Source organism: Caballeronia arationis, from assembly GCF_001544975.2.
Classification (GTDB): Bacteria; Pseudomonadota; Gammaproteobacteria; order Burkholderiales; family Burkholderiaceae; genus Caballeronia; species Caballeronia arationis.
This window is the reverse complement of record NZ_FCOG02000109.1, coordinates 1-20048: the sequence shown is the minus strand read 5'-3', so window position 1 is coordinate 20048 and position 20048 is coordinate 1. Positions and strand designations below refer to the sequence as shown.

At 58.3% G+C, this 20048-nt stretch carries 16 protein-coding genes and 5 pseudogenes; 12 read left to right on the top strand and 9 right to left on the bottom strand.

All coding sequences use genetic code 11. The annotated features are described in order from the left end of the window. The first annotated feature begins 138 nt into the window (after positions 1-138). The 4 genes and pseudogenes from cax to AWB81_RS47300 all read left to right on the top strand — a co-directional run. Positions 139-1299, top strand: coding sequence for a calcium/proton exchanger (cax, locus tag AWB81_RS33005; protein WP_235026030.1), 1161 nt, complete (start codon positions 139-141; stop codon positions 1297-1299). Positions 1300-1409: 110 nt separating this feature from the next. Next, positions 1410-1598, top strand: coding sequence for a hypothetical protein (locus tag AWB81_RS45970; protein ID WP_062641474.1), 189 nt, complete (start codon positions 1410-1412; stop codon positions 1596-1598). A gap of 29 nt (positions 1599-1627) precedes the next feature. Continuing rightward, positions 1628-2213 (top strand): annotated as a pseudogene (locus AWB81_RS32995) (SulP family inorganic anion transporter); the annotation flags it as partial. Between the two features lie 10 nt (positions 2214-2223). Continuing rightward, positions 2224-2562: pseudogene (locus AWB81_RS47300) on the top strand (hypothetical protein); the annotation flags it as partial. Between the two features lie 66 nt (positions 2563-2628). On the opposite strand, the gene AWB81_RS32985 reads toward AWB81_RS47300, so the two are convergent. Then, complete coding sequence (locus AWB81_RS32985; protein WP_062641468.1) at positions 2629-3633, bottom strand: hypothetical protein; 1005 nt, start codon at positions 3631-3633, stop codon at positions 2629-2631. 337 nt (positions 3634-3970) lie between these two features. Continuing rightward, positions 3971-5392 carry a DUF2252 domain-containing protein gene (locus tag AWB81_RS32980; protein WP_062641480.1) on the bottom strand — a complete coding sequence of 474 codons (1422 nt, stop codon included), beginning with the start codon at positions 5390-5392 and terminating at the stop codon, positions 3971-3973. A 633-nt stretch (positions 5393-6025) separates the two neighbouring features. On the opposite strand from AWB81_RS32980, the gene AWB81_RS45050 reads away from it, so the two are divergent. Next, on the top strand, positions 6026-6262 hold the full coding sequence (locus tag AWB81_RS45050; RefSeq protein WP_143753583.1) for a hypothetical protein: 237 nt from the start codon (positions 6026-6028) through the stop codon (positions 6260-6262). A gap of 592 nt (positions 6263-6854) precedes the next feature. On the opposite strand, the pseudogene AWB81_RS47295 reads toward AWB81_RS45050, so the two are convergent. Continuing rightward, positions 6855-7096 (bottom strand): annotated as a pseudogene (locus AWB81_RS47295) (IS30 family transposase); the annotation flags it as partial. A gap of 68 nt (positions 7097-7164) precedes the next feature. Beyond that, on the bottom strand, positions 7165-9753 hold the full coding sequence (mgtA, locus tag AWB81_RS32960; protein ID WP_062641478.1) for a magnesium-translocating P-type ATPase: 2589 nt from the start codon (positions 9751-9753) through the stop codon (positions 7165-7167). A gap of 617 nt (positions 9754-10370) precedes the next feature. Between mgtA and AWB81_RS32955 the strand changes: the two genes are divergently transcribed. The 4 genes from AWB81_RS32955 (at position 10371) to AWB81_RS32940 (ending at position 13379) form a co-directional block, all read left to right on the top strand. Continuing rightward, complete coding sequence (locus tag AWB81_RS32955) at positions 10371-11210, top strand: universal stress protein (protein ID WP_062641464.1); 840 nt, start codon at positions 10371-10373, stop codon at positions 11208-11210. 330 nt (positions 11211-11540) lie between these two features. Next, a complete protein-coding gene (locus AWB81_RS32950; protein ID WP_062641476.1) occupies positions 11541-11837 on the top strand; it encodes a c-type cytochrome in 297 nt (98 codons plus the stop codon). A 128-nt stretch (positions 11838-11965) separates the two neighbouring features. Beyond that, a complete protein-coding gene (locus AWB81_RS32945; protein ID WP_062641462.1) occupies positions 11966-12409 on the top strand; it encodes an ATP synthase subunit B family protein in 444 nt (147 codons plus the stop codon). A gap of 610 nt (positions 12410-13019) precedes the next feature. Then, positions 13020-13379 (top strand): hypothetical protein, encoded by a 360-nt coding sequence (locus AWB81_RS32940; RefSeq protein ID WP_062641460.1) that lies wholly within the window; start codon positions 13020-13022, stop codon positions 13377-13379. Positions 13380-13951: 572 nt separating this feature from the next. Here the strand turns inward: AWB81_RS32940 and AWB81_RS32935 are convergent. After that, entirely contained in the window at positions 13952-14932 is a 981-nt protein-coding gene (locus tag AWB81_RS32935; RefSeq protein ID WP_062641458.1) for a universal stress protein, read from the bottom strand. Between the two features lie 336 nt (positions 14933-15268). Here AWB81_RS32935 and AWB81_RS32930 point away from each other — a divergent pair. Continuing rightward, positions 15269-16643 (top strand): annotated as a pseudogene (locus tag AWB81_RS32930) (MBL fold metallo-hydrolase RNA specificity domain-containing protein). A gap of 88 nt (positions 16644-16731) precedes the next feature. On the opposite strand, the gene AWB81_RS48415 reads toward AWB81_RS32930, so the two are convergent. From AWB81_RS48415 to AWB81_RS32915, 4 genes are all read right to left on the bottom strand, one after another. Next, positions 16732-16863, bottom strand: a complete 132-nt coding sequence (locus tag AWB81_RS48415; protein ID WP_268811783.1) for a hypothetical protein — start codon at positions 16861-16863, stop codon at positions 16732-16734. Positions 16864-16960: 97 nt separating this feature from the next. Continuing rightward, positions 16961-17611: a BON domain-containing protein gene (locus AWB81_RS32925; protein ID WP_062641455.1), complete on the bottom strand. Its 651-nt coding sequence runs from the start codon at positions 17609-17611 to the stop codon at positions 16961-16963. Between the two features lie 54 nt (positions 17612-17665). After that, positions 17666-18097 carry an Hsp20/alpha crystallin family protein gene (locus AWB81_RS32920; RefSeq protein WP_062641453.1) on the bottom strand — a complete coding sequence of 144 codons (432 nt, stop codon included), beginning with the start codon at positions 18095-18097 and terminating at the stop codon, positions 17666-17668. Between the two features lie 258 nt (positions 18098-18355). After that, entirely contained in the window at positions 18356-18736 is a 381-nt protein-coding gene (locus AWB81_RS32915) for a universal stress protein (protein WP_062641451.1), read from the bottom strand. Between the two features lie 464 nt (positions 18737-19200). Between AWB81_RS32915 and AWB81_RS48920 the strand changes: the two are divergent. Together AWB81_RS48920 and AWB81_RS32910 are read left to right on the top strand one after the other, a co-directional pair. Continuing rightward, positions 19201-19294, top strand: a pseudogene (locus AWB81_RS48920) (universal stress protein); the annotation flags it as partial. Between the two features lie 40 nt (positions 19295-19334). Continuing rightward, positions 19335-19844, top strand: coding sequence for a universal stress protein (locus AWB81_RS32910; RefSeq protein ID WP_062641449.1), 510 nt, complete (start codon positions 19335-19337; stop codon positions 19842-19844). Positions 19845-20048: the final 204 nt, after the last annotated feature.

Below are 20048 nucleotides of genomic sequence, written 5' to 3'. Positions count from 1 at the left end.
GCCGCCACGCTCGCCTCAGCAACCCAACCTCAAAACGCTAAACATTAACCCCCCTGTTGCACTTCGGCTTGAAACCGCCGAACATTAAAGGCGTAACTAAAAGAACGCAAAAGGGGAACGCGGGGGTGATCTATGTGGATGAATCTGCTGCTTATCTTTGTTCCAATAGCGATTGGCCTGGAATTCCTCGCTCCCAGTCACCATCTTCTGATCTTCATCACATCCTCCCTGGCTATTTTACCCCTTGCCGGTTGGATGGGCTATGCCACCGAGCAACTGGCGGAACGCATGGGCGAAGGGGTCGGCGGACTTCTCAATGCGACTTTCGGCAATGCCGCCGAACTTATTATCGCATTCGTTGCATTGCATGCCGGTCTCCATCAAGTCGTGGAAGCATCCGTAGTCGGTTCCATTGTCGGCAATATGCTGCTGGTGCTCGGCGCCGCTATGCTGGCCGGAGGGATCCGCTATCCCGAGCAACAGTTCAATCCGCTCGGCGCGCGCTCCCAGGCAACGATGCTCATGCTCGCGGCCATTGCGCTCGTTCTTCCTGCCGCCTTCGAGTCCGTTCAGGGCGGAACAACAGAGATGCTTCACCGACTCAGCGTCTCGATTTCCGTCCTGCTCCTTCTCATTTACGCGCTGTATCTGATCTTCTCGCTGGTCACTCATCCTGTTCTGTTTCGCAGTTCGTACGTGCCTGAGAAAGGCTCTCCGGAAAATCAGGAGGCGAAGGTGCGTGTCCCCGTAGGAAGGGCCGTAGCGGTATTGGCGGCAGCAACCATAGGGACGGCGTGGATGAGTGAGATCATGGTGGGTTCGATCGAACCGATGGTGCGCGAGTTCGGTCTAAGCGACATTTTCGTCGGCGCCTTTGTGGTCGCGATACTGGGAAACGCAGCTGAGCACGCAACGGCCATCACTGCAGCACTAAAGAATCGCATGGATCTGTCGTTTTCCATTGCGGTTGGATCCAGCGTGCAAGTTGCGCTGTTCGTCGCGCCAGTCCTGATGCTCACGAGCCTATTCATCGGTCCTGCCCCGATGGATCTGGCTTTCCGCCCCGGCCTGATTCTGATTGTGGTTCTGTCCATACTGATCACGGCTCAGATCGCGAACGATGGACGGTCAGATTGGCTTAGAGGAACTCAACTCCTGATTGTCTATTTCGCCCTCGCCCTCACTTTTTCTTCTTGCCGCGCTAAAGCAAATCCGAAAGCGGGGCTTCGAAGGACCCGGGATTTCTCAGCCCCAAAACGCAAACGGCGGCTTCATACTGAAGTGCAACACGGAGTCTAGTATTTTCCCTCTTTTGAATTCCGAGTGGGTGGATTAGCGAGGCTAGGGCGGGCGTGAGCCCGGCGCAGCGAACCCTTGAGGCGCCTTGAATCGATAAGCTGGGGCATGGCTTGTTGCGGCAGAATGCTGCAACGATGCTCGTCGGTGCGACGGTCGCAGGCATGGTAGGGGGAGATCCTGCACGATTTGTCTCTATTGCTGCCCTGACGGCGATATTGGTTGCGCTAACCAGCCAGTATGATGAGGCGCTCGAAGAATTGATCACCACCGCCCTTGACGCCAAACAGCTGGGCAGTTGAGTCAGTGCGATCGTAAGCGCAGCGACTGCTCCGCCGCGCGTGCGATTGCGCACGCGAACGGCTACAAAATCGGTCCGCGCCAGGAATTGCTCGGACTGGGCGCAGCCAACCTAGCCGCTGGCATCTTTCAGGGTTACCCGGTTGCTAGCGGCTTGTCGCAATCCTCCGTGAACTGAAAGGCTGGCGCCAAGACGCCGCTCGCGCTGGTGTTTGCGTCAGTCGCGATTGGTCTCTGTCTGATGTTCGTAACCGGACTGATCAAAAATTCTTCCCAACGTGGTCCTCGCTTCGATCGTTCTTGTGGCAGTCAAGGGGTTGATCGATATTCGCGAACTGCGCCACGTGTGGCGTGTCAGCCGCTACGAATTCTTCGTTTCGGTGATTGGCTTTGCTGCAGTGCTGGTACTTGGCATCCTGAAAGGGGTAATCTTCGCCGTGCTTGCCTCGATGTTGTTGCTGATAAGGCGCGCCGCGCATCCACGCGTCGCCATCCTCGGACGCATTCCTGGCACTCGTCGCTTCTCGGACATCCAACGCCATCCGGACAACGAGGTCTTTCCGGGCGTCCTGATCCTCCGTGTCGAAGGGTCCCTGCTTTACTTCAACGCAGAACATGGGGACTGTTGGTTTCGCCATCTATATCGTGATCGCGGGACTGGCGGACAACGTACTCAAACCGCTAATGCTGGGCCGAGGGTTCGACGTCCCGATGCCCGTAGTGCCGATCGGTGCACTGGGTGGCATGATCACCGGCGGTGTCATCGGCCTGTTCATTGGCCCCGTTGCGCTCCCAGTCGGTTACCGGCTGTTCTGGCTATGGGTCGAGGACCAATCGCAAACGCGCTCCGACCGAACAATGAGCGGCACGTCTATGTCCGCCCTGTCCGCTCTTACTACGCGCTATATAGTTAAAATGAGCGCGAAAGGGATGGGGCGATGCGGGCAGGACGATTGGACTGTTTGAAACGCGCCACCGGCGACCTGTCGCCTTGCCATGCCTCCGAGCGGTACACCTTAAAGAATTGAAACATTACAACCCACCAATTACCGCGTCAAAATGCAACCCGACCGGCAGCAACTGTGCTCGGGGAAAGCGGACCAAGGCGAATGCACGCATGCGGACGGGATTGGCGGGTATGCGTGCAACGTGGAAGTCAATTTTACGGCCACCCTCGCTGCGAATCACATTCATTTGATCAATGCAAAATCGATTCTTCGTAATATAGGTATGTGAAGCAGGTGTCCCCAAGATTTCACATACCCGGTCGAGTTCATGCTGGATGACCTTGGCCGGGGCTGTGAGCTCAGCAACGTCGCAAGCGTTTTGCACGATCTGCGCTTGTACGCGGATCCACTCTTCCGCATCCATGTCGTCAGTGCCACCCACGACTGATTGCATGCCGATGCCTTGCCGCTGAAGCAGAGTTAGGCGCTGCTGGAGCAACGCTCGCCCTTGCTCCAATAATTCGCGACAATCCGCGCCAAGTTTCGCTAAGCCTTCAAGGGCCAGTTGATCGACCAGTCGATGCTCGATCTCCTGGCGCAGATCTGCCTCCGTTCGAGCGCAGATCGTGACGCGATGGTCGAAAAAAGATAATGTTGTCTGTTGCACGTCGTGGCGCGTCATATCGCCCTCCATGGCGACGCCGAATACGTGGCGCTCGTTCATCGTCATCCCGAGGGTGGTGTATGCATAGTCCACTGTGGGGTTGTGGTCGAAGTATTTGTGCAATTCCTCCGAGCGGCTGAACACGATCGCGATGTCAGCCGGGGTCGAAAAGAACGCGCGAATGTACGGGTCCGTCGACCACGAATCGGGAGTTCCCTCGTGACACCCAGGCAAAGAAGCCAATAGTCCGTCAAGATACTGCAGCGATGTCGCGATCGCAGGGGTGAGACGCTGCCTGTGATTTGCTGCGTTTCGCAACCGCGGAATAATCTGCAAAATACGTTCGAGCGTCTCGTCAATACGCGCCCTTTCCTGGGTGAGAACACCGGTCCGATTGCGACGCAGAAGCCAATCAAGTATATTCATCTTTCAATCTCCTGCCCGACCGGATGCCCGAATCGCTGAAGTTGGCTTTTCTTTCTTTTTTGCTGCGTATCCTGAACCCGCATCGATCACGGCGCAGGATGCGAGTCCAGCGGGCGAGCCACAGCTGTGGCGCATGCCGCGATTTGGCAGGGCGTATTTATGGACAACTGGCTCCGTCACACGCCCCTTCCTCCTGCTTCCTCTCTATTGCAATGGGTCGTCGGTCTTCAGAGCGCTGGCGCGAATCGGCTACCTCGCTGTTGTCAACGAAATGCCATGCAATCAAAGCGAAGGAACATCGCCTGCCATAGCCAACGGAGACTGCGCGGCGCCCCGCTTAGCCCTCGATCATCACTTTGATTCGCGCTTCCCGGATCGCCCTGATGAACGCCCGATAGTCCTGGCGATTCTGGGCGCTATACTCGGTCGCGAACTCGCCGATCGCGTCGTCGAAGGTTTGCCCGGAGCCCATGTAACCGGCGATCATCGCTGCATCGCCGGAACGGGCATGTGCGCGGGCAAGCGCATGTGCACACATCCGACCATATTGGCGCAACATCCCCGTATCCCAATCCTCGATAATCGCCGACATCTTCATATCGCGAAGCTGACGCAGATAAAAGTCGCGGCCGTTCTTGCCCCGGGTCCAGCCGAGGAACACGTCGCTGGCCGCTTGCATGATGTGTTGACCCGCTATGACACGCTGACCATGATTCGGATGCAGGCTTTTGCCTGCATAAGGTTCGAGCACCGAGGCCCGCGCCTCTTTGACCTGCAGGAAGAGCGGGTCGCTATCCGAGGCCATGAAGAGGCCGACACCGCACATAGTGCCAACGCTTCCTACGCCGACCACCTTGATTGCCAGATCGACGAAGTGGAACCGATCGAAAAGCTTGCGGACATGCTCGGGCAGGCTCTCGCGATATGACGCAATGGCTTCTTCATACCCCGACTCGAAGCCTGGCGCAAGGTCCTCCGTCGGATGAAAAATAAGCGGTGGCTCGTCCTTGATCCTCGGCCTTGTACCCTCTTGCGAAACAAGCTTAGGATAAAGATGGTCAGCCACGGTCTTGCGCCTTTCCGCTTCGATCCTCTCTGCGAGGCGTTTGCGTGCTGCCTCGACCACTGTCGGATCGCCCGATCGATCTTTGTACTTTTGCAGGTCTATTTTGTCGTACCAGACATCAAGCGCCCGCATCCATGCGTAGTCGTGCATCCGTTCGCGATACTCGCGCACAACATCGGTGGCCACTCGGGCCGTGTCGCTTTGCGGTAGCGCGAGGTATTGCGCTGCGATCACCACGCTGGTAGCAAGCCGCTTCAGGTCCCACTCAAAAGGGGCCGGCAGCGTCTCATCCAGATCGTTGATGTCAAAGATTATGTTGCGCTCCGGTGTTGCGAATCCGCCGAAGTTCATCAGATGAGCATCACCGCAAGCCTGCACCCGAATTCCGCTCGTGGGCGTCGTGGCGAGGTCGGCGGCCATCAGCACTGCCGCTCCCCGGTAGAACGCGAAGGGCGATGCGGACATGCGTCCAAACCGGATCGGGACAAGGCTTGGCAGACGGCCTTTGTTGGACTCGTTCAGCAGTTCGATGGCGTCCCGACGATCCTTGGGAGCCTTCCATCCTGCCTGCGATGGACGCGGTACCGCGTCACGTAGCTCGCGGCCTTTTGCTGCGCACTCTTCAGGAGACGAGTATGGAATCTCACTACGAGGCGCCGCACACCCCTGCTCGCGCTTCTCGACTTCATTCATGGCCATCCTCTGCTTGTGTTGGTTGCGTTGCCCGGTCGGCGTTTGACAGACCGATGCGTGACACCGAGCGATGCGCTTGAGCGCCTGGGTGGTTGCAGTTCACCCGAACCATACCTGCACTCGATTCCTAACCATGACGCTGCAAATCTCCCCGCGAAGATACGAGGTCGTCGGTCGCGGCCCTAAACAACCGTGCGCCACTACTCCACAGAATCCATGGCCCGCTGGAGGAGAAGGACAGATCTCTCAGTAAGAGTACGCAGCAAGTCGGTCTCGAACTTGATGTAAATCAACCGTGCCCGTCGATAAGCACAGAAGCAGCGCGCAGCAAATGTTCCGCTCTCCTCCAATCGATCTCGTTGCTTTACGCTCGTCCGGGGCAAATTCGCCATTCTTCTCGAACTATTGCGCCGGGACGTTGATCAAAAGAAGCGCTTCTCATCGATTCCGAATTGATCTCCTATCGACCTACGCAAGCGGATTAGACACCTACAGTTCTGACGTTTTGGAAAGCGAACAGGCGCATTCGATGGGGTGCTTGACGATCTATAGTGTCAGCATGCTGCGGGAGATGTTCGCATTCGAAATCTGGAACATGCGTTGATCCGCTATGAACTCACGTGAGCGAGCGCATTGCTCGCACTCCGCTCCTTGGTGGAGAAATACACCGCATTCGGGAACCATTGGCGTTTGGAAGTGCAAGCGAACCTTCTCGCTGCCGAGCGCATCCTGGCCCAGGAAGAATGGGCGGGATTCAATTGCGCTCTCCGAGAAAATGCGGATCCCCTCAATGGCGTTAATCCTGGTGACAATCTCGATCAACCATTCTCATTGATCGCCAATGCGATTCCGGAACCGAACGACGATTAGACAGTCGAGGTCCGGAGGCTTATAGCCCGATATCAGGTCAAGGGGTCGCCCTCCGGCTCTCGGATCACAGGAAAAGTTCGACTCCCATTGACCTTCTTCGTGCTAATCGAACGTCTCCCCTAAAGCAATCCTAGGCACCAACCAAAAGCTTAGCTATTCGCGGTCAGTGTCGCCGAGGCTGTTGCTACGATCGGGCCGAGCGCGCGAAAGCTTACCCCGCTCCACTATCATCGATCTCCTCGGAGATCTTTCTCTTCAGTTCCGCTTTGCTCTTCGAGCATATCCTCGCGGGAACTATTAGCAGGGTCGCCGACCATCTGCTACCCGTCTGGACTTCCCACAGGCCAACCTCGCGCCCGCTGACGAAGATTGATCCTCGCGCTATGGTACCGGGCGGCCATGGACTATCGCTCGAGGTGGTCCCGCTAAGAAGTTCAACTTCGTTCATGTCAATTTTCTCGATTGTAGTAGCGTGTTTCGCCACCATAGATACGAAGCCAACGATGTCGTGGATCGGGTACGCCGCTGATCTTGCAGCGACAGAGACCTCGCCCAGCAACGACGAGCATTATCGTGCCCGGTGTCGGTTAGTCTCGATCGCTTTTTCACTGTACTGTAGCAATCTGTTGGTGCCTTCGCAGGTCCAGCGCCGCCAAGGGCTGTGTGGGGCGAAAAAGTACGCGCGCACGCCGGATGTCGCAGTGAATTCTTGATGCCCCGCCACATTTCTTTGCCCTGGTCGTAGGTGAAGGTTTGTCGCAACGGCGCGGCAATTGCATTGAGTTTCGCAGAGAAGTCCCGCAGCGCAGAAGCGGCGATGGCGTCTTTCATCCTTTCGTGCGGTTTGGGTGGTCGACTTTGACGTTCGTCGTCGGAGGTGGCTCCATTTGAGGCGCTGCTGTCTAGCTCAACCCGAACCGCCGAGCGAACCATCTCTTCATAAAATGCGTCAGAATTCCATAGCTTAAAAGGATAAAAAAGAGACCCATCCAGTACGATGCGGGTAGAGGAACAAATCCTAAAAAGGCGCCAAGAGAAGTGAATGGAATTGCAACTCCGACGGCTGCAATGATGCAACTCGTCGCAATCAACGCAGCGCTTGCACGGCTTTCTACAAACGGGACTTTAGCCGTGCGGATAATGTGGATAATCAGCGTCTGCGTCAGCAGCGATTCGACGAACCAACCGGTCTGAAACAAGGCCGGTTTGTCCCAAGCCTTGAAAAAGTGAAGCATCATGAAATAAGTGGCGTAGTCGAATATCGAGCTGATTGGTCCGATGATCAGCACGAATTTCATAAGTTTCCCGATGTCCCATCGGCGCGGCACCGCGAGATACTCTGCGTCCACGTTATCCGTCGGGATCGTTGTTTGCGAGAAGTCATAGAGCAGGTTATTAGTCAGAACCTGGATCGGTGCCATGGGCAGGAATGGCAGGATAGCGCTGGCGCCGAGCACACTGAACATGTTGCCGAAATTCGAACTCGCACCCATCTTTATATACTTGGTAATGTTGCCGAACACCTTCCGACCCTCGCGCACTCCCTCGCCAAGCACCGCGAGGCTTTTCTCGAGCAGGATGATGTCGGCCGACTCCTTGGCGATGTCCACGGCGCTGTCAACGGATACGCCCACGTCCGCCGCCTTGAGCGCCGGCCCATCGTTGATGCCATCACCCAGGAAGCCGACGACATGCCCTTTTCTATGCAGCGAGTCGATGATTGCGGCCTTCTGCGAAGGTGATACCTTTGCAAAGACGGAGGAGGTCTCCGCCAGTTCCTGGAGCTGCAACGGCGATAGGGACTCGATTTCCTTGCCGAGAACGATGCGGTCCACAAAAATGCCGACCTCATGGCAAATCTTCCGAGTAACGATGTCGTTGTCTCCGGTGAGGATCTTTATCTGGACGCCACTCGCTCTCAGCGCTGAAATCGCGGCCGCGCAAGTTTCTTTGGGAGGGTCAAGGAAGGCTATGTAGCCGAGCAGAGTCAGGTCGCACTCGTCGGCAACGCCATACGCGGCCTGTTCCGGCGGCATCGCCTTGTAAGCGACCGCAACGACCCGAAAGCCGTCTGCGTTGAGCCTTCCCGTGGTTTCCTTCGCTTCGGCGAAGTGGTTTTCATCGAGGATGCCTTCTTCGTCGCCGACGGCATATCGTGTGCAGACCGAGAAAATCTCCTCCACCGCTCCCTTACAAATAAGGATGTGTGCACCGTCACCGCGCGCCAGCACGACCGACATCCGACGGCGGTCGAAGTCGAACGGCATCTCGTCGATTTTTTTATATTGCTCGTGAACCTTTAATTGCTCTTCGAGCTCGACGTGCTTGAGCACGGCAACATCGAGCAAGTTCTTGAGGCCGGACTGATAGAGGCTATTCAGATAGGCATATTCAAGAACCTTATCCGATTCGTCGCCATGGACATCGAGGTGGCGTTTGAGGATGATGTGATCTTGCGTCAGCGTTCCCGTCTTATCGGTGCAAAGCACGTCCATCGCACCAAAGTTTTGAATGGCATTGAGACGCTTGACGATCACTTTCTTGCGCGACATCGCAATCGCGCCCTTCGCCAAATTGACCGTCACAATCATCGGAAGCATTTCCGGCGTAAGCCCAACCGCGACGGCTACGGCGAAGAGCAAGGCCTCGAACCAGTCGCCCTTCGTCAGTCCGTTGATTGCGAAGACGAGGGGAACCATAACCAGAATCAGGCCGATCATCATCCAAGTGAAGCGCGTGATCCCCTTGTCGAAACTCGTCAGAACGCGTTGTGCGGCGATCATGGCCGCGACGTGGCCGAACGCAGTGCGTGACCCGGTGAGCACCACCACGCCACAGCCGATCCCGCTCAGAACTGCGCTGCCCGTAAAGCAAATATTCGTCAAGTCAAACTGCGTATCTGCAGATCCAGGACTGGCGTGCGCGAATTTTTCGATCGGCATCGCCTCACCCGTCAGTGCCGACTGATTGATGAACAGGTCCTTAGCAGAGATCAGCCGTACGTCGGCGGGGACCATGTCGCCGGCCGACAGCAGTACGATGTCGCCTGGAACCATCTGCTCAATGGGTATTTCAAGGTGGTCTTGTACGTCACGCTGACCGCGCCGGCGCACTGTGGCGGTCGTCAGCACCATGCGGCGCAGCGCATCGGCCGCCTTGTTCGAGCGTTGCTCCTGGAGAAATCCCAGCGCAATGCTCAGCAGCACCATTATGATGATCAGGCTCGCCGCGTGCCGGTCGCCGAGGAAGTAGCTGGACGCGGCAAGCGACAGCAAGAGCAGATTCAATGGATTGATCGATCGACTGAAGAGTTCGCCAACGATTGTGTAACGTTCTGCCCGCGCCACTTCGTTCCGACCGACCGCGCGCAAGCGCTGCTCTGCCTCGCCGTGAGCGAGACCTTCCGGCACGCTTTGAAGCCGTTGCAACACGTCCGCGGGCGCCAGACGCGCATACTTGGCCAGAATTTCGCTACTCGCGGCAGACGACATGACGGCCGCATGCGATGCGCGCTTCCGGGCGAAGATTGCAGTTGCGGCGCTGAGTCCGTACCGGGGGTCGAGAATCGGCATCGTACTGTCGGTTACCAGCAGTGTCAGTGCAAGATCCGCTGGCTGCGAGCAGATCGCCGGAAAGGGTGGGCGCTTCCGCTGTTCCGATAACGGGTTCGCGCCGGGATGTTCATAGGGTCACGGAGATTGCGCGGCGTGCCATTGATGCATGTCAAGGCAGGCGCATGGAGGCTGATGGCCGCTTCGATCGGTAGGTTCTCCTCGTTCCTGCTCTCAAGCGACGTCATCGATCAGACACAGCGTCCGCGCGGCCCCCCTCTTGAACCACCACAGAACCGTCGATGCGGGTCGGATTGGTCTTCTGATCGAGGCGACTGGAAACTGGAATCCGGGCTTTCCGAGTTGATCCGGGCGCTGCGGCACACGCTTGAAGCGAGAAGTCGCGCTCCATCCGGACAGGCGGATGAATGCCATCGTGTAACGGAATGGATCGCCAATGCCTTTCCGTACCGACAGTCGTTTGATCTGCGTCAGGCTAGAGTGACGTGCACGTCCTAGGCTTGAAACGTTTGGCCAATCCAACCGGAAATCCTGCGATGAGCTACAAGACTATCGTCGTGCAACTCGACACAAGTAAGCGCACTCCTGCGCGGATCGACTGCGCCCTGCATCTCGCGAGGCATTTCCGGGCGCACCTGTCTGGTGTCTTCTCAGACTTTACGCTTGATCCCAGGTTTTATTATGAACAGTCGAGTACGGAGCGATATTGCGTATCGTTTGAACAAACCTGCATTGATCGTCGAGCGAAGGTCGAGACCCTGTTTCGGTCCAGCCTTGCCCAGACGAAGGTGGCAGGCAATTGGGTCGCCAGGGAAAGATACGCGCCCATTTCACTTTCTCGCTATGCGCGCTGCGCGGACCTGATTATCACCGGTCAACACGACCGGGACGATCCCGAAGCTTACCTTGCAGATCGCTATCCGGAGCAACTGGTGCTGTCCTCGGGCAGACCGGTGTTGGTTGTGCCGCACACCGGTGCGATCAATCCAGTCGGCGCCAAGGTCCTTGTGGCGTGGAATGGTAGCCGTGAAGCAACAAGGGCAGTTCATGATGCGCTGCCGTTTTTGCAAGTCGCAAGGCGGACCACCATGATTGTGATAGTCGGCGAGGCCGAGGAGTATCGAGGCCCTTGTGCTCGCGGTTCGGACCTTGTCGCAGCCCTCGCGAGGCACGGCGTGCAAGTCGAATATAGCGAGATTGAAGTCAAAAACCGTGCGCGGGCCGGCGAAACCCTGTTGTCATTGGCATCTGAATTCGGCGCAGATCTTGTCGTCATGGGCGCCTATGGTCATTCGCGGTGGCGTGAATTGATATTGGGCGGAGCAACCCAGACGGTACTTGAGGCCGCGCAGGTCCCAGTGCTGATGTCCAATTAGATCGAGCATTCGCATCGTGTTGGCCACCGTTATCGGCAAAATGTCCTAGTTTTACGCTGATAGGGCCCCGGATCTATCTCAGCGTTCCCCTGGTCTGGCTGATACATCGGGAATACGCTCCTGTCGCCACACGACGCCGGGCTCGTGCGTGTCAATCCAGACGCAGTCTCGACAGACGAGCGCGCCTAATAATGAAACGTCAATTGACCTGAATCAAGGCAGCAAACCATCGCGCACCCACACTATGCCGAGAACGTGGTTTTGTGGAGTGTCATCGTGAGTTGGCCAAACAAGAGGCATCTGCTCTGCGCGCTTGGCACCGTCACAACCATGCTAGGTGGAGCGGGCGGCGCGCTCGCAGACGGCGAACCCACAGCTCTCCTAGACCGGTATCGCTGCATGTTTTGCCACACCGTCGATACACCATTTCGCGCCCCCTCATTTCGAGAGATCGCCGCGCACTATCACCGCGTGCCCGATGCCAGCGCCATGCTCGAAGGCAAGCTGCGGCTTGGAGGCCGGACGCACTGGGGAGACATGCCGATGCCTTCAGCCGCCGAACGCGGCGCCGGTGCACTCTCGCGCGAAGACGCACATGTTCTCGTTCAGTGGGTACTTCGCCAGTGAGGCAATGCGCGCGACCCCGCTTCCCGTTGTCAAACAATTGGGGGGCAACCGCGTATATGCGGATAATCTCGATGCTATGTCAACCATCCGCGCCATGATTGGACACCTGGACATTTTCGGAGCGAACGATGACTCAGGTTCGAATTCGTGCTTATGTCGTCGGCGTATTGGCGGCGCTCACGATGCTTACCTACCCATTGAGCGCGAGACCCGCGACGCCAGAACAGGAACCGGTCGGGCGGAATGTGGCCGATGTGCCGGCGCTCAATCTCCCGAACGATGAAGATCCCTCCGATCGCGTTGCCACGCCTGCGTGGCAACCGGTGGCGCAGGCTCCGACCGACCCCTTCGTGCAACGGCGCAATGCCAACGCCCAGGCGAATGCTGAATATCGCGCTTCGAAGAAGGCGTCCAAACAGCAGGAGCAAGCTGCCGTCGACGACGCGAAGGCCCAATACAAGGAAGAAGTCGCCAATGCAAAAATCAATCGCAAGGCCGACAAGAATGCTGCCATGAACGAGTTGAGGGCGTCTGAACCCGAGCACTCAAAGGCGACCGATATGCGGCACTGATGCTCCCGTGGCCGTTTGCAGCGATCCAAGAGTGTGAACATGGGTACGTCAATGACAGACTGGCGTCTCGTCGTCAGAGGCTTCGACCACACGTGGCGATACCACCGACGAGTTATCGGTTCCGCGCGGCAATATTCACTGCCGGGGCGCTTGCGGGCATCGGCACATCATCCCCGACCGAAGGAACGAAGCGCACGCCAGTCTAATGCCGAGCATCCACGCTATTCTGCCGAGGCACCGCCATGTCGACTCGATCATCAATTCACGCGTCGCGACGCGCACATGTCGCACGCCGTGGTTGGGACGCTCTGGATACTATATTGCGCCGGCCACGCACAGATCGACATCCCGCGGGACACATTCGACGAATCGAGACACATCTCTCGGTCGTGTATCTCGCCGGCCGATTTACGAACAAAATCAAAAAGCCAGTCGACCTGGGCTTCGTCGATTTCACGCGCCTTGAAGGCAGGCGCCGGGCTTGTCAAGAAGAGTGCCAACTGAACCAGCGGCTCGTCAAGCCAATCTATGTCGGCGAGGTACCGATCGTGCGCGTCGGGCGCACTTGTGTGCTGAGCGCCAAGGGACGTCCAGTAGATACGCCGTTAAGATGAAACGGTTCGATGAGCGGCAGGTTTTTTCAAACCTGCTCGTGGCCGGCAGACTCGGCGTGGACGTCATCGAGCGCTTGGCGGATCGGCTCGCGGACTGCAATCGCAGCGCCCCCAAGACCTCGCCTCATCGCACCTACGGGTCGACCGATCAAGTGCAAATGCAACTGCATGCCACACTTGCGGCGCTTGATCGCGAGTCCGACGGGACCGTCCCTGAGGAGGTACGCGCATGGTGCGGGCTGGAGCTTGCCCGACTCGCCCCGTACATCGACGATCGTTGTGCACAGCGCTTCCTATGCGAGTGCCACGGCGACTTGCATCTCGAGAACGTCGTGCTGGCCGGGCGCGCCGACTGAGTCGAATTCAGCGAAGTCCTCCGGTGGATCGATGTGATCAGCGACCTCGCATTCCTTTACATGGATCTCCACGCTCACGACCGTCCCGATCTCGAGACGCGACTACTGAATCGCTGACTCCGTGCGACAGGCTACTTCGCCGGACTGCGTGCTATTCGCGTGTACATCGTCTACCGCGCACTGGTGCGAGCGCTCGCTTGCGGCGGAGTTGTCCGAGCCGGAATAGCCATGGCAGAGCTGCAGGCATGGCTGCCTTTCCCGCACCGCCTCGACGGCACACATTGCAAGTACCTGCGGGCGCGCTTGGCGCCGTCTGCACGTTCTCTGTTGCGAGCCTTGAACGTCTCGACCTCTCACCGGTGCAATAAGAGTTTTTCGCGCGGGTTGGGGTTATTCCCATTTCAATCGCGTTGCCTGCCATGATTTACCCGATCGCGCGCGCGAAGCATGGAAAAGCGGTTTTTCACCCTTCTCCAACGAACAAATTGAAGGTATCCCGTTCGCGAACCGTGAGCGTACGCACCCGGGGCGGATTTTTCCGGCGATGCTTGGAAGCTGATCAATCCATGCAATTACGAAACTGACTCGTTTACGAGCATCAATGGGGTCTCAGCCATCCGTGCAACGCGGCCTGCTACGCTGCCGAGCATCCACCGTGCCGGGCCTCGCCGGCCATGCGTACCCATTACGACCAAATCGGCGCCCCAAGCGGCTGCTTCGCGCATTATTGTATGAGGAATGTCGTCACTTGAGACATGGGTGCGGGCGATCGATGTGTCGACATGCGCCTGCGCTACGTTCGGAAGCTGAGCCAGAACCTCGCGGGCTTTGGCAATGGATGCGTCTCCCTCTTTGATGAAGGCATCTTGCAGCAGTTGGATCGGCACGAAGTCACTAAATCGGACCGCGCGGTCGACGACATAGATAACCTTCAGTTGCGCTCCAGGCCCGGCGAGTCGCGAGCCTATCTTCAGCACCGCTTGCGACGTTTCGCTGCCGTCGATAGCGAAAAAAAGCCGTTGCGGTGCGTGGCTCGATTGCTTCTCGCAGCGAGCCGGCACAAGGATGATCGCGCACGCGGCGTGCCGCATAACCGGCTCGGACACGGTTCCTTCGACCCAGCGCAACAGACCACGATGCTGACGCGAACCAAGTACGAGCAGGTCCGCATCGAAGTCTCGAGCGGCGTCCACGATTGCATGTGGGACGTCGCCCCCGTGCTTCGCGAGGTCGATGAGTTGCGCTTGAGCCGCTCCAGGAAACTGAGCGAACGACGCATGTGCTTTCGCCAATGCATTTTCCATTTCGTCCATGAGCTCGGCGCGCGCCGCGCTCAAATCAAGGCCAGCCAGCGCCGCCGTTGGGATCAGGATGCGTGGGTTCTCCACGACGCCGATAATTCGAACTTGCGCGCTGGGTCCTAACAAATTCCGCACAAAATCCGCCGCGCGCTCGGACGCGAGCGACGAGTCGACGCACAACAGAATTCGCTGGAAGCCCCTCGCATCAGCGTCCGGCTCTGTGTCCTGGCCGTTCGTGTTCCCGGTGCTCATCAGTCGTCTCCTTTAGTAGCAGGATTGCATGAAAGCTCAAACCACCACTTCCATTCCTTCAATCTGCACAAGCGACATGACCTTTCTTCGTCCGACCGTTTCGACGGGATTGCGCGCTGATTCCGATGCGCGTATCACGAGCATAGAGAGCTAACCGCGCGGCAGACTGATCTGGATCAAGCAAGAAGTGATGCCGACGCCTGGGCGACGCAGGCCCGTGCGCCTGACATGCATCAATTCTCATCGGTCGAGCGAGAAGTACGCTTGATCGGACTGCCGATCCAACGCCACTACAGGCGAGTCCAATCAGAGAAGCAGCCCAGCCAAGGAGGAGCAATGAAACTGACCTTTCTGGGGGCCACCGAAACAGTAACCGGCTCGAGGTACCTGCTCGAAGGCGCCCGCGTTCGCGTATTGATCGATTGTGGGCTCTTTCAAGGCACCAAGAACCTCAGGTTGCGCAACTGGGGCGAACTTCCGTTCTCCATCGACACGCTTGACGCAGTGATCTTGACGCATGCGCACCTGGACCATTCCGGCTATCTGCCGGTGCTGGCGCGCGCCGGCTATCGCGGTCCCGTGTACTGTACGTCAGGCACGCGCGACCTGTGTGAGGTCCTGTTGCGAGATAGCGCAAAACTTCAGGAAGAGGAAGCGGACTTCGCCACACGCCACGGTTTTTCGAAACACAAGCCGGCGCTGCCTCTCTATACATTGAGGGATGCCCAAGATGCGCTGCGCCTTCTCATTACCCGTGATTTCGACGTACCGACCGTGCTCAGCGAGAACGCCAGTTTTCGTCTGCTACTCGCAGGACACAAACTTGGAGCTGCCAGCGTCGTTGTGAAGATGGATGGCACGGTCGTGACCTTCTCAGGCGATCTTGGACGGCCGAATGACCCAATCATGCGGGGCGCAGCGCCGCTGGCACACGGACTACCTGATCGTCGAATCCACGTATGGCGACCGGCTGCACACTCCGGCCGACCCAGCAAGCGAGCTCGAAGCGGTGTTCGCAGACACCTTCAAAAAGGGTGGCGTGGTCGTGATTCCGTGCTTTGCGGTCGGCCGTGCGCAGGCAATCTTGCATTACATCGTGCTCTTGAAAGAAACCGGCCGCATGGCCCAAGTGCCGGTCTTTCTCGACAGTCCAATGGCGGCCAGTGTTACTGAAATCTATGGCCAGCACGGGCGCGAACATCGGATGACGATGTCGCAGTCCAACGCGATAGGTCACGCGGCCACGATGGTGCGAACCGTCGACGAGTCCAAAGCCGTCACGCGCAGAAACGGCCCGATGGTCGTAATCGCGGGCAGCGGCATGGCCACGGGCGAACGGGTGCTGCATCATCTGAAAGCCTTCGCACCCGATCGCCGCAACACAATCGCGCTCGTCGGGTACCAGGCTGCCGGCACGCGCGGTGCCGCGCTCGCGGCTCACGAACCGGCAATCAAGATCCACGGCGAATACGTGCCTGTGCACGCTCAGGTGATATCGATCGACTCATTGTCCGCGCACGCCGACTACAGCGATATCCTGGCTTGGCTGTGCTCCATGATTGGAGCTCCGAAACACACCTTCGTCACGCACGGCGAACCGGCCGCCGCCGACGCGTTACGTCGCCGGATCGAGGAAACATTGCACTGGCCGTGCGAAGTCCCGACATATCTACAGTCGGTTGAACTCGAAGTAGTGGAAGGGTCACCCTAAACACCTTCAAGTGGCCTGACTTGAGCAATCCGAAAAGGATGCGACCGATCCGCCAGCATCGGCTCGACGATGATCGTATTCGACAGCTTCAGATGATCCACACCGCGTCTTCTCGCAAACCCGCAAGCTCTGTTTCACGCTCGTTCGTGAAGGTCTTGCGGTGCTCAAATTCGTGCTCGGAGAAGAATCCCTCCGAGCGGTGATGTTCGACCCGGATCATGCATCCGAACCCCGCCGCGTCCTCGTGCGTGGCGCCGGTGACGCGCTCCGGTCGCCGCTGTTCACTCTACCGGAGATGCGAATGCCAGAATTCTATATTACTGGACTTCGAGATTATCGACCACCGCGTGAACGCCCGGTGCGGACCACGCCGCGCCCCTTGCGGCCATTCGCTCGGAATAGGTTCCCACCTTGCCGGCAAGGGTGACGGTACCGTTTTGCACTTCGATCGCGATATGCTTCGCTTCCCGTTCGGCGTGCCGCTGTAGTGCCCGGCCGATTTTCTCGCCGACGTCTCCCGCAGCCACCCGTGCGCGGACTTCGATCAAATTCGTGACGCCTGTGACCCCACGCATGTGGGCGATCCTGCGCGCAGCGACCTGGCTCTGGTAAGCCCAGTCGACATGCCCACGCAGCGTTACCCAGCCCTTTTCCACCTGGACCTTCACTGCCCCTTCACGAAGTCCCACGGTCCAGCGCAATATGGTATCGGCAGCACTGGCGATGTCCACATCGTTGCGCACATCGGAGTGAGGGAGGCGAACTTCCATTTCGACGACGACCGCCTTCACGCCGGCCACACGCTGCACAGCCTTCTCCGCCGCCAGCTTTTCTGCATAGCTCGACGGATGACCTGACAACGTCACCACGCCGTCCTCGACCTCGACGCCGATACCCGTCGAGTTCACGTCGGGCGACCAGTCCAACTCCTCTTCCACGTCCTCTTTCAACTTGCGATCCGTTTTCATCGTGCCTGTCTCCGATACTTGACGAGCGCGTGGCGCACCGCGCGCTCCAGAGTCTTAATTGATCTGCAAACGCTTCTGTTCCGACGCAGTCTTCTTCGGCAACGTCAGCGACAGCACCCCGTCCTGATATTGGGCGGTCGCGGTCGCGTCGTCGATATCGCTCGCGAGCGAAAACGACCGGCTGACTGCGCCCGAGTAGCGCTCGCGGCGAATGACGCGCTCGCCTTCCTTCTGTTCCTTGTTTCGTTCCACCTTTGCGTTGATCGAGACGACATTTCCTTCGATTTTTACATCGATATCCTTCTTGTCGACGCCCGGCAACTCCGCTTTGACCCGGTACGCGGTGTCATTTTCGGTGACATCGATTTTCATCTGCGCGAGCGGCGCGTCCTCGTTGCTGATGCCACGCAGCGGGCGAAACAGACCCTGAAACATCTCGGATACCGGTTCGATCGAGAACGGATCAAAACGAGACAAATTGCTCATCGCACATCTCCTTCAAGATTTTGAACTGCGACAAAACGATGGGCCGGGCTTGCGCAGATCGAACCCAGCCTGATGACCCGCATTGAAACTGCGGGTGCACGAAATGACTCTAGACTCGCGCAACTGAGACCGGTTGACCTACGTCAAGCAACCATGCGCGTTGTCGGTCGAAGCCGCACCGGCGTGCAAGACGCGATTCGTGATCGGACGCAGTAGTTCGAGCGTACGGCGGTGGATACGCCCGAAAAGAGTCATCGACTAGCGCTTTTTCCTCACCGGCAGCAACGGGGTCTGCGTGAGTTCTGCGACCCGTCCGGAGGCGCTTCCAAGCATCCAGCGAGCGACGCCCCGTCTGCCGCGTGTACCCGTGACTAGAAATTCAGGCTGCCAGCGCGTTGCTTCGACCGCGATGGCGTGCGTCACGTCGTCGCTAGTTCCCTCGGTTTCTACAAGCCCCGCATCGAGCATGACGCCGCCGGAATCACGGAGATGTGCGAAGACCTCTCTTGGCTTTGCGAGCGCTACCTTTCCCTCTACCACGAAGGCGGCTTGCAGTACAGAAAGCGGCACGAGGTCGGTAACTTTCGCCGCACGGTCTACGACATAGATAGCTCTAAGCAGCGCGCCCGCCGCCGCCACTCCTGCGCGAGCAACCCAAAACCCAAGGCTAGTCGCAGGTTCGTGCGGGCGATGTCAAACGGATCGTGAAATTCAATCTCCATGTCATCTCCTTTTTTGGCCCGGGGGTAGATCGACCCGTCGACTGCCGGGGCCGCGGCTCTCAATCTATGCGTCGTGCTCTCGGACTCCATGACCTGCATCAAATCTGAATGGACGAAAGCCGGGGAGCCGCGGACTGTTGATCTGCATCAATGGACACGGCGTCGCAGCCCATAGACTCGAAACGAGAAGAGCACTCAAGTGTTATGAAAGACGCGCCACTCGGCAGCCGAATTCCGGGCGCAGATATCGCCTGGGTGATCGAAGGTCACGGCTTTAAGGTGGATATTGCAGACATCGACGGGGTGAATGATGCTCCCGTCCTTGACGTCCCGATGTCGCGCAGCTCGAACCTCTTGCCGATCTTGTATTGTGGGGCGCGAAACGGCCACGCACGCTCGCCAGGAACTCATCCTGGGCGGCGCGACATGCACCATGTTCGAGTCAATGACGGTGCCGGTGCTGATGTCGCACTGACCCTGCCGGAAGAACGTTCTATTGGACAATGAGGCAAGTCATGTACAACCGCATCCTGGTTCCGATCGACGGCAGCGCAACCGCCAGCCACGCGTTCGATGAAGCATTGAAGCTCGCCCATGAAACTGGAGCCGAGCTCCAGGCTCTTTATGTCGTGGACACCCCTCCGCCCAGCTACGACGCAGCCGGCGGCGTCTACTACCCCGATATCCGCGACGCGCTACTAAAGGAAGGCGCGCACCTGAGCGCTGATGCCGTCGAACGGATGAAACGCGAGGGCGTGAAGGGATCGCCGCGCGTCGTCGAAGTGGATCTCACGGGGGACGATGTCGCGCACCGCATTCTGCAAAGCTCGGTCGAATTCAACGCTGACCTGGTCGTGATGGGGACGCATGGCAGGCGGGGCTGGCGGCGGCTTGTGCTCGGCAGCGTCGCGGAGCATTTTATGCGAGTTGCGAATCGCCCCGTGCTTCTCATTCCAGGACGCGACGCCGAAGCGCGCGCGGAGCAAGTCGGGACCAAAACGGAAACGCCGAAGGCGCCGTCATGACTTACAGACATTGCTGGTCACATCGACGAGAGCCTTACCGCTAGGCCCGCGTCGACTTCGCGTTCGATCTCGTACGCAAATTCGTACGCGCATGTCGTCGGCTGGTTCGTGGTGTGCAAGGATCTGTCTCAAGAGTGCCGAGTTCGGCACAGTCTTGGGGTTATGTGGCCAGTCGGAACATCTCGAAGGTGTCAGGGTCCTGCC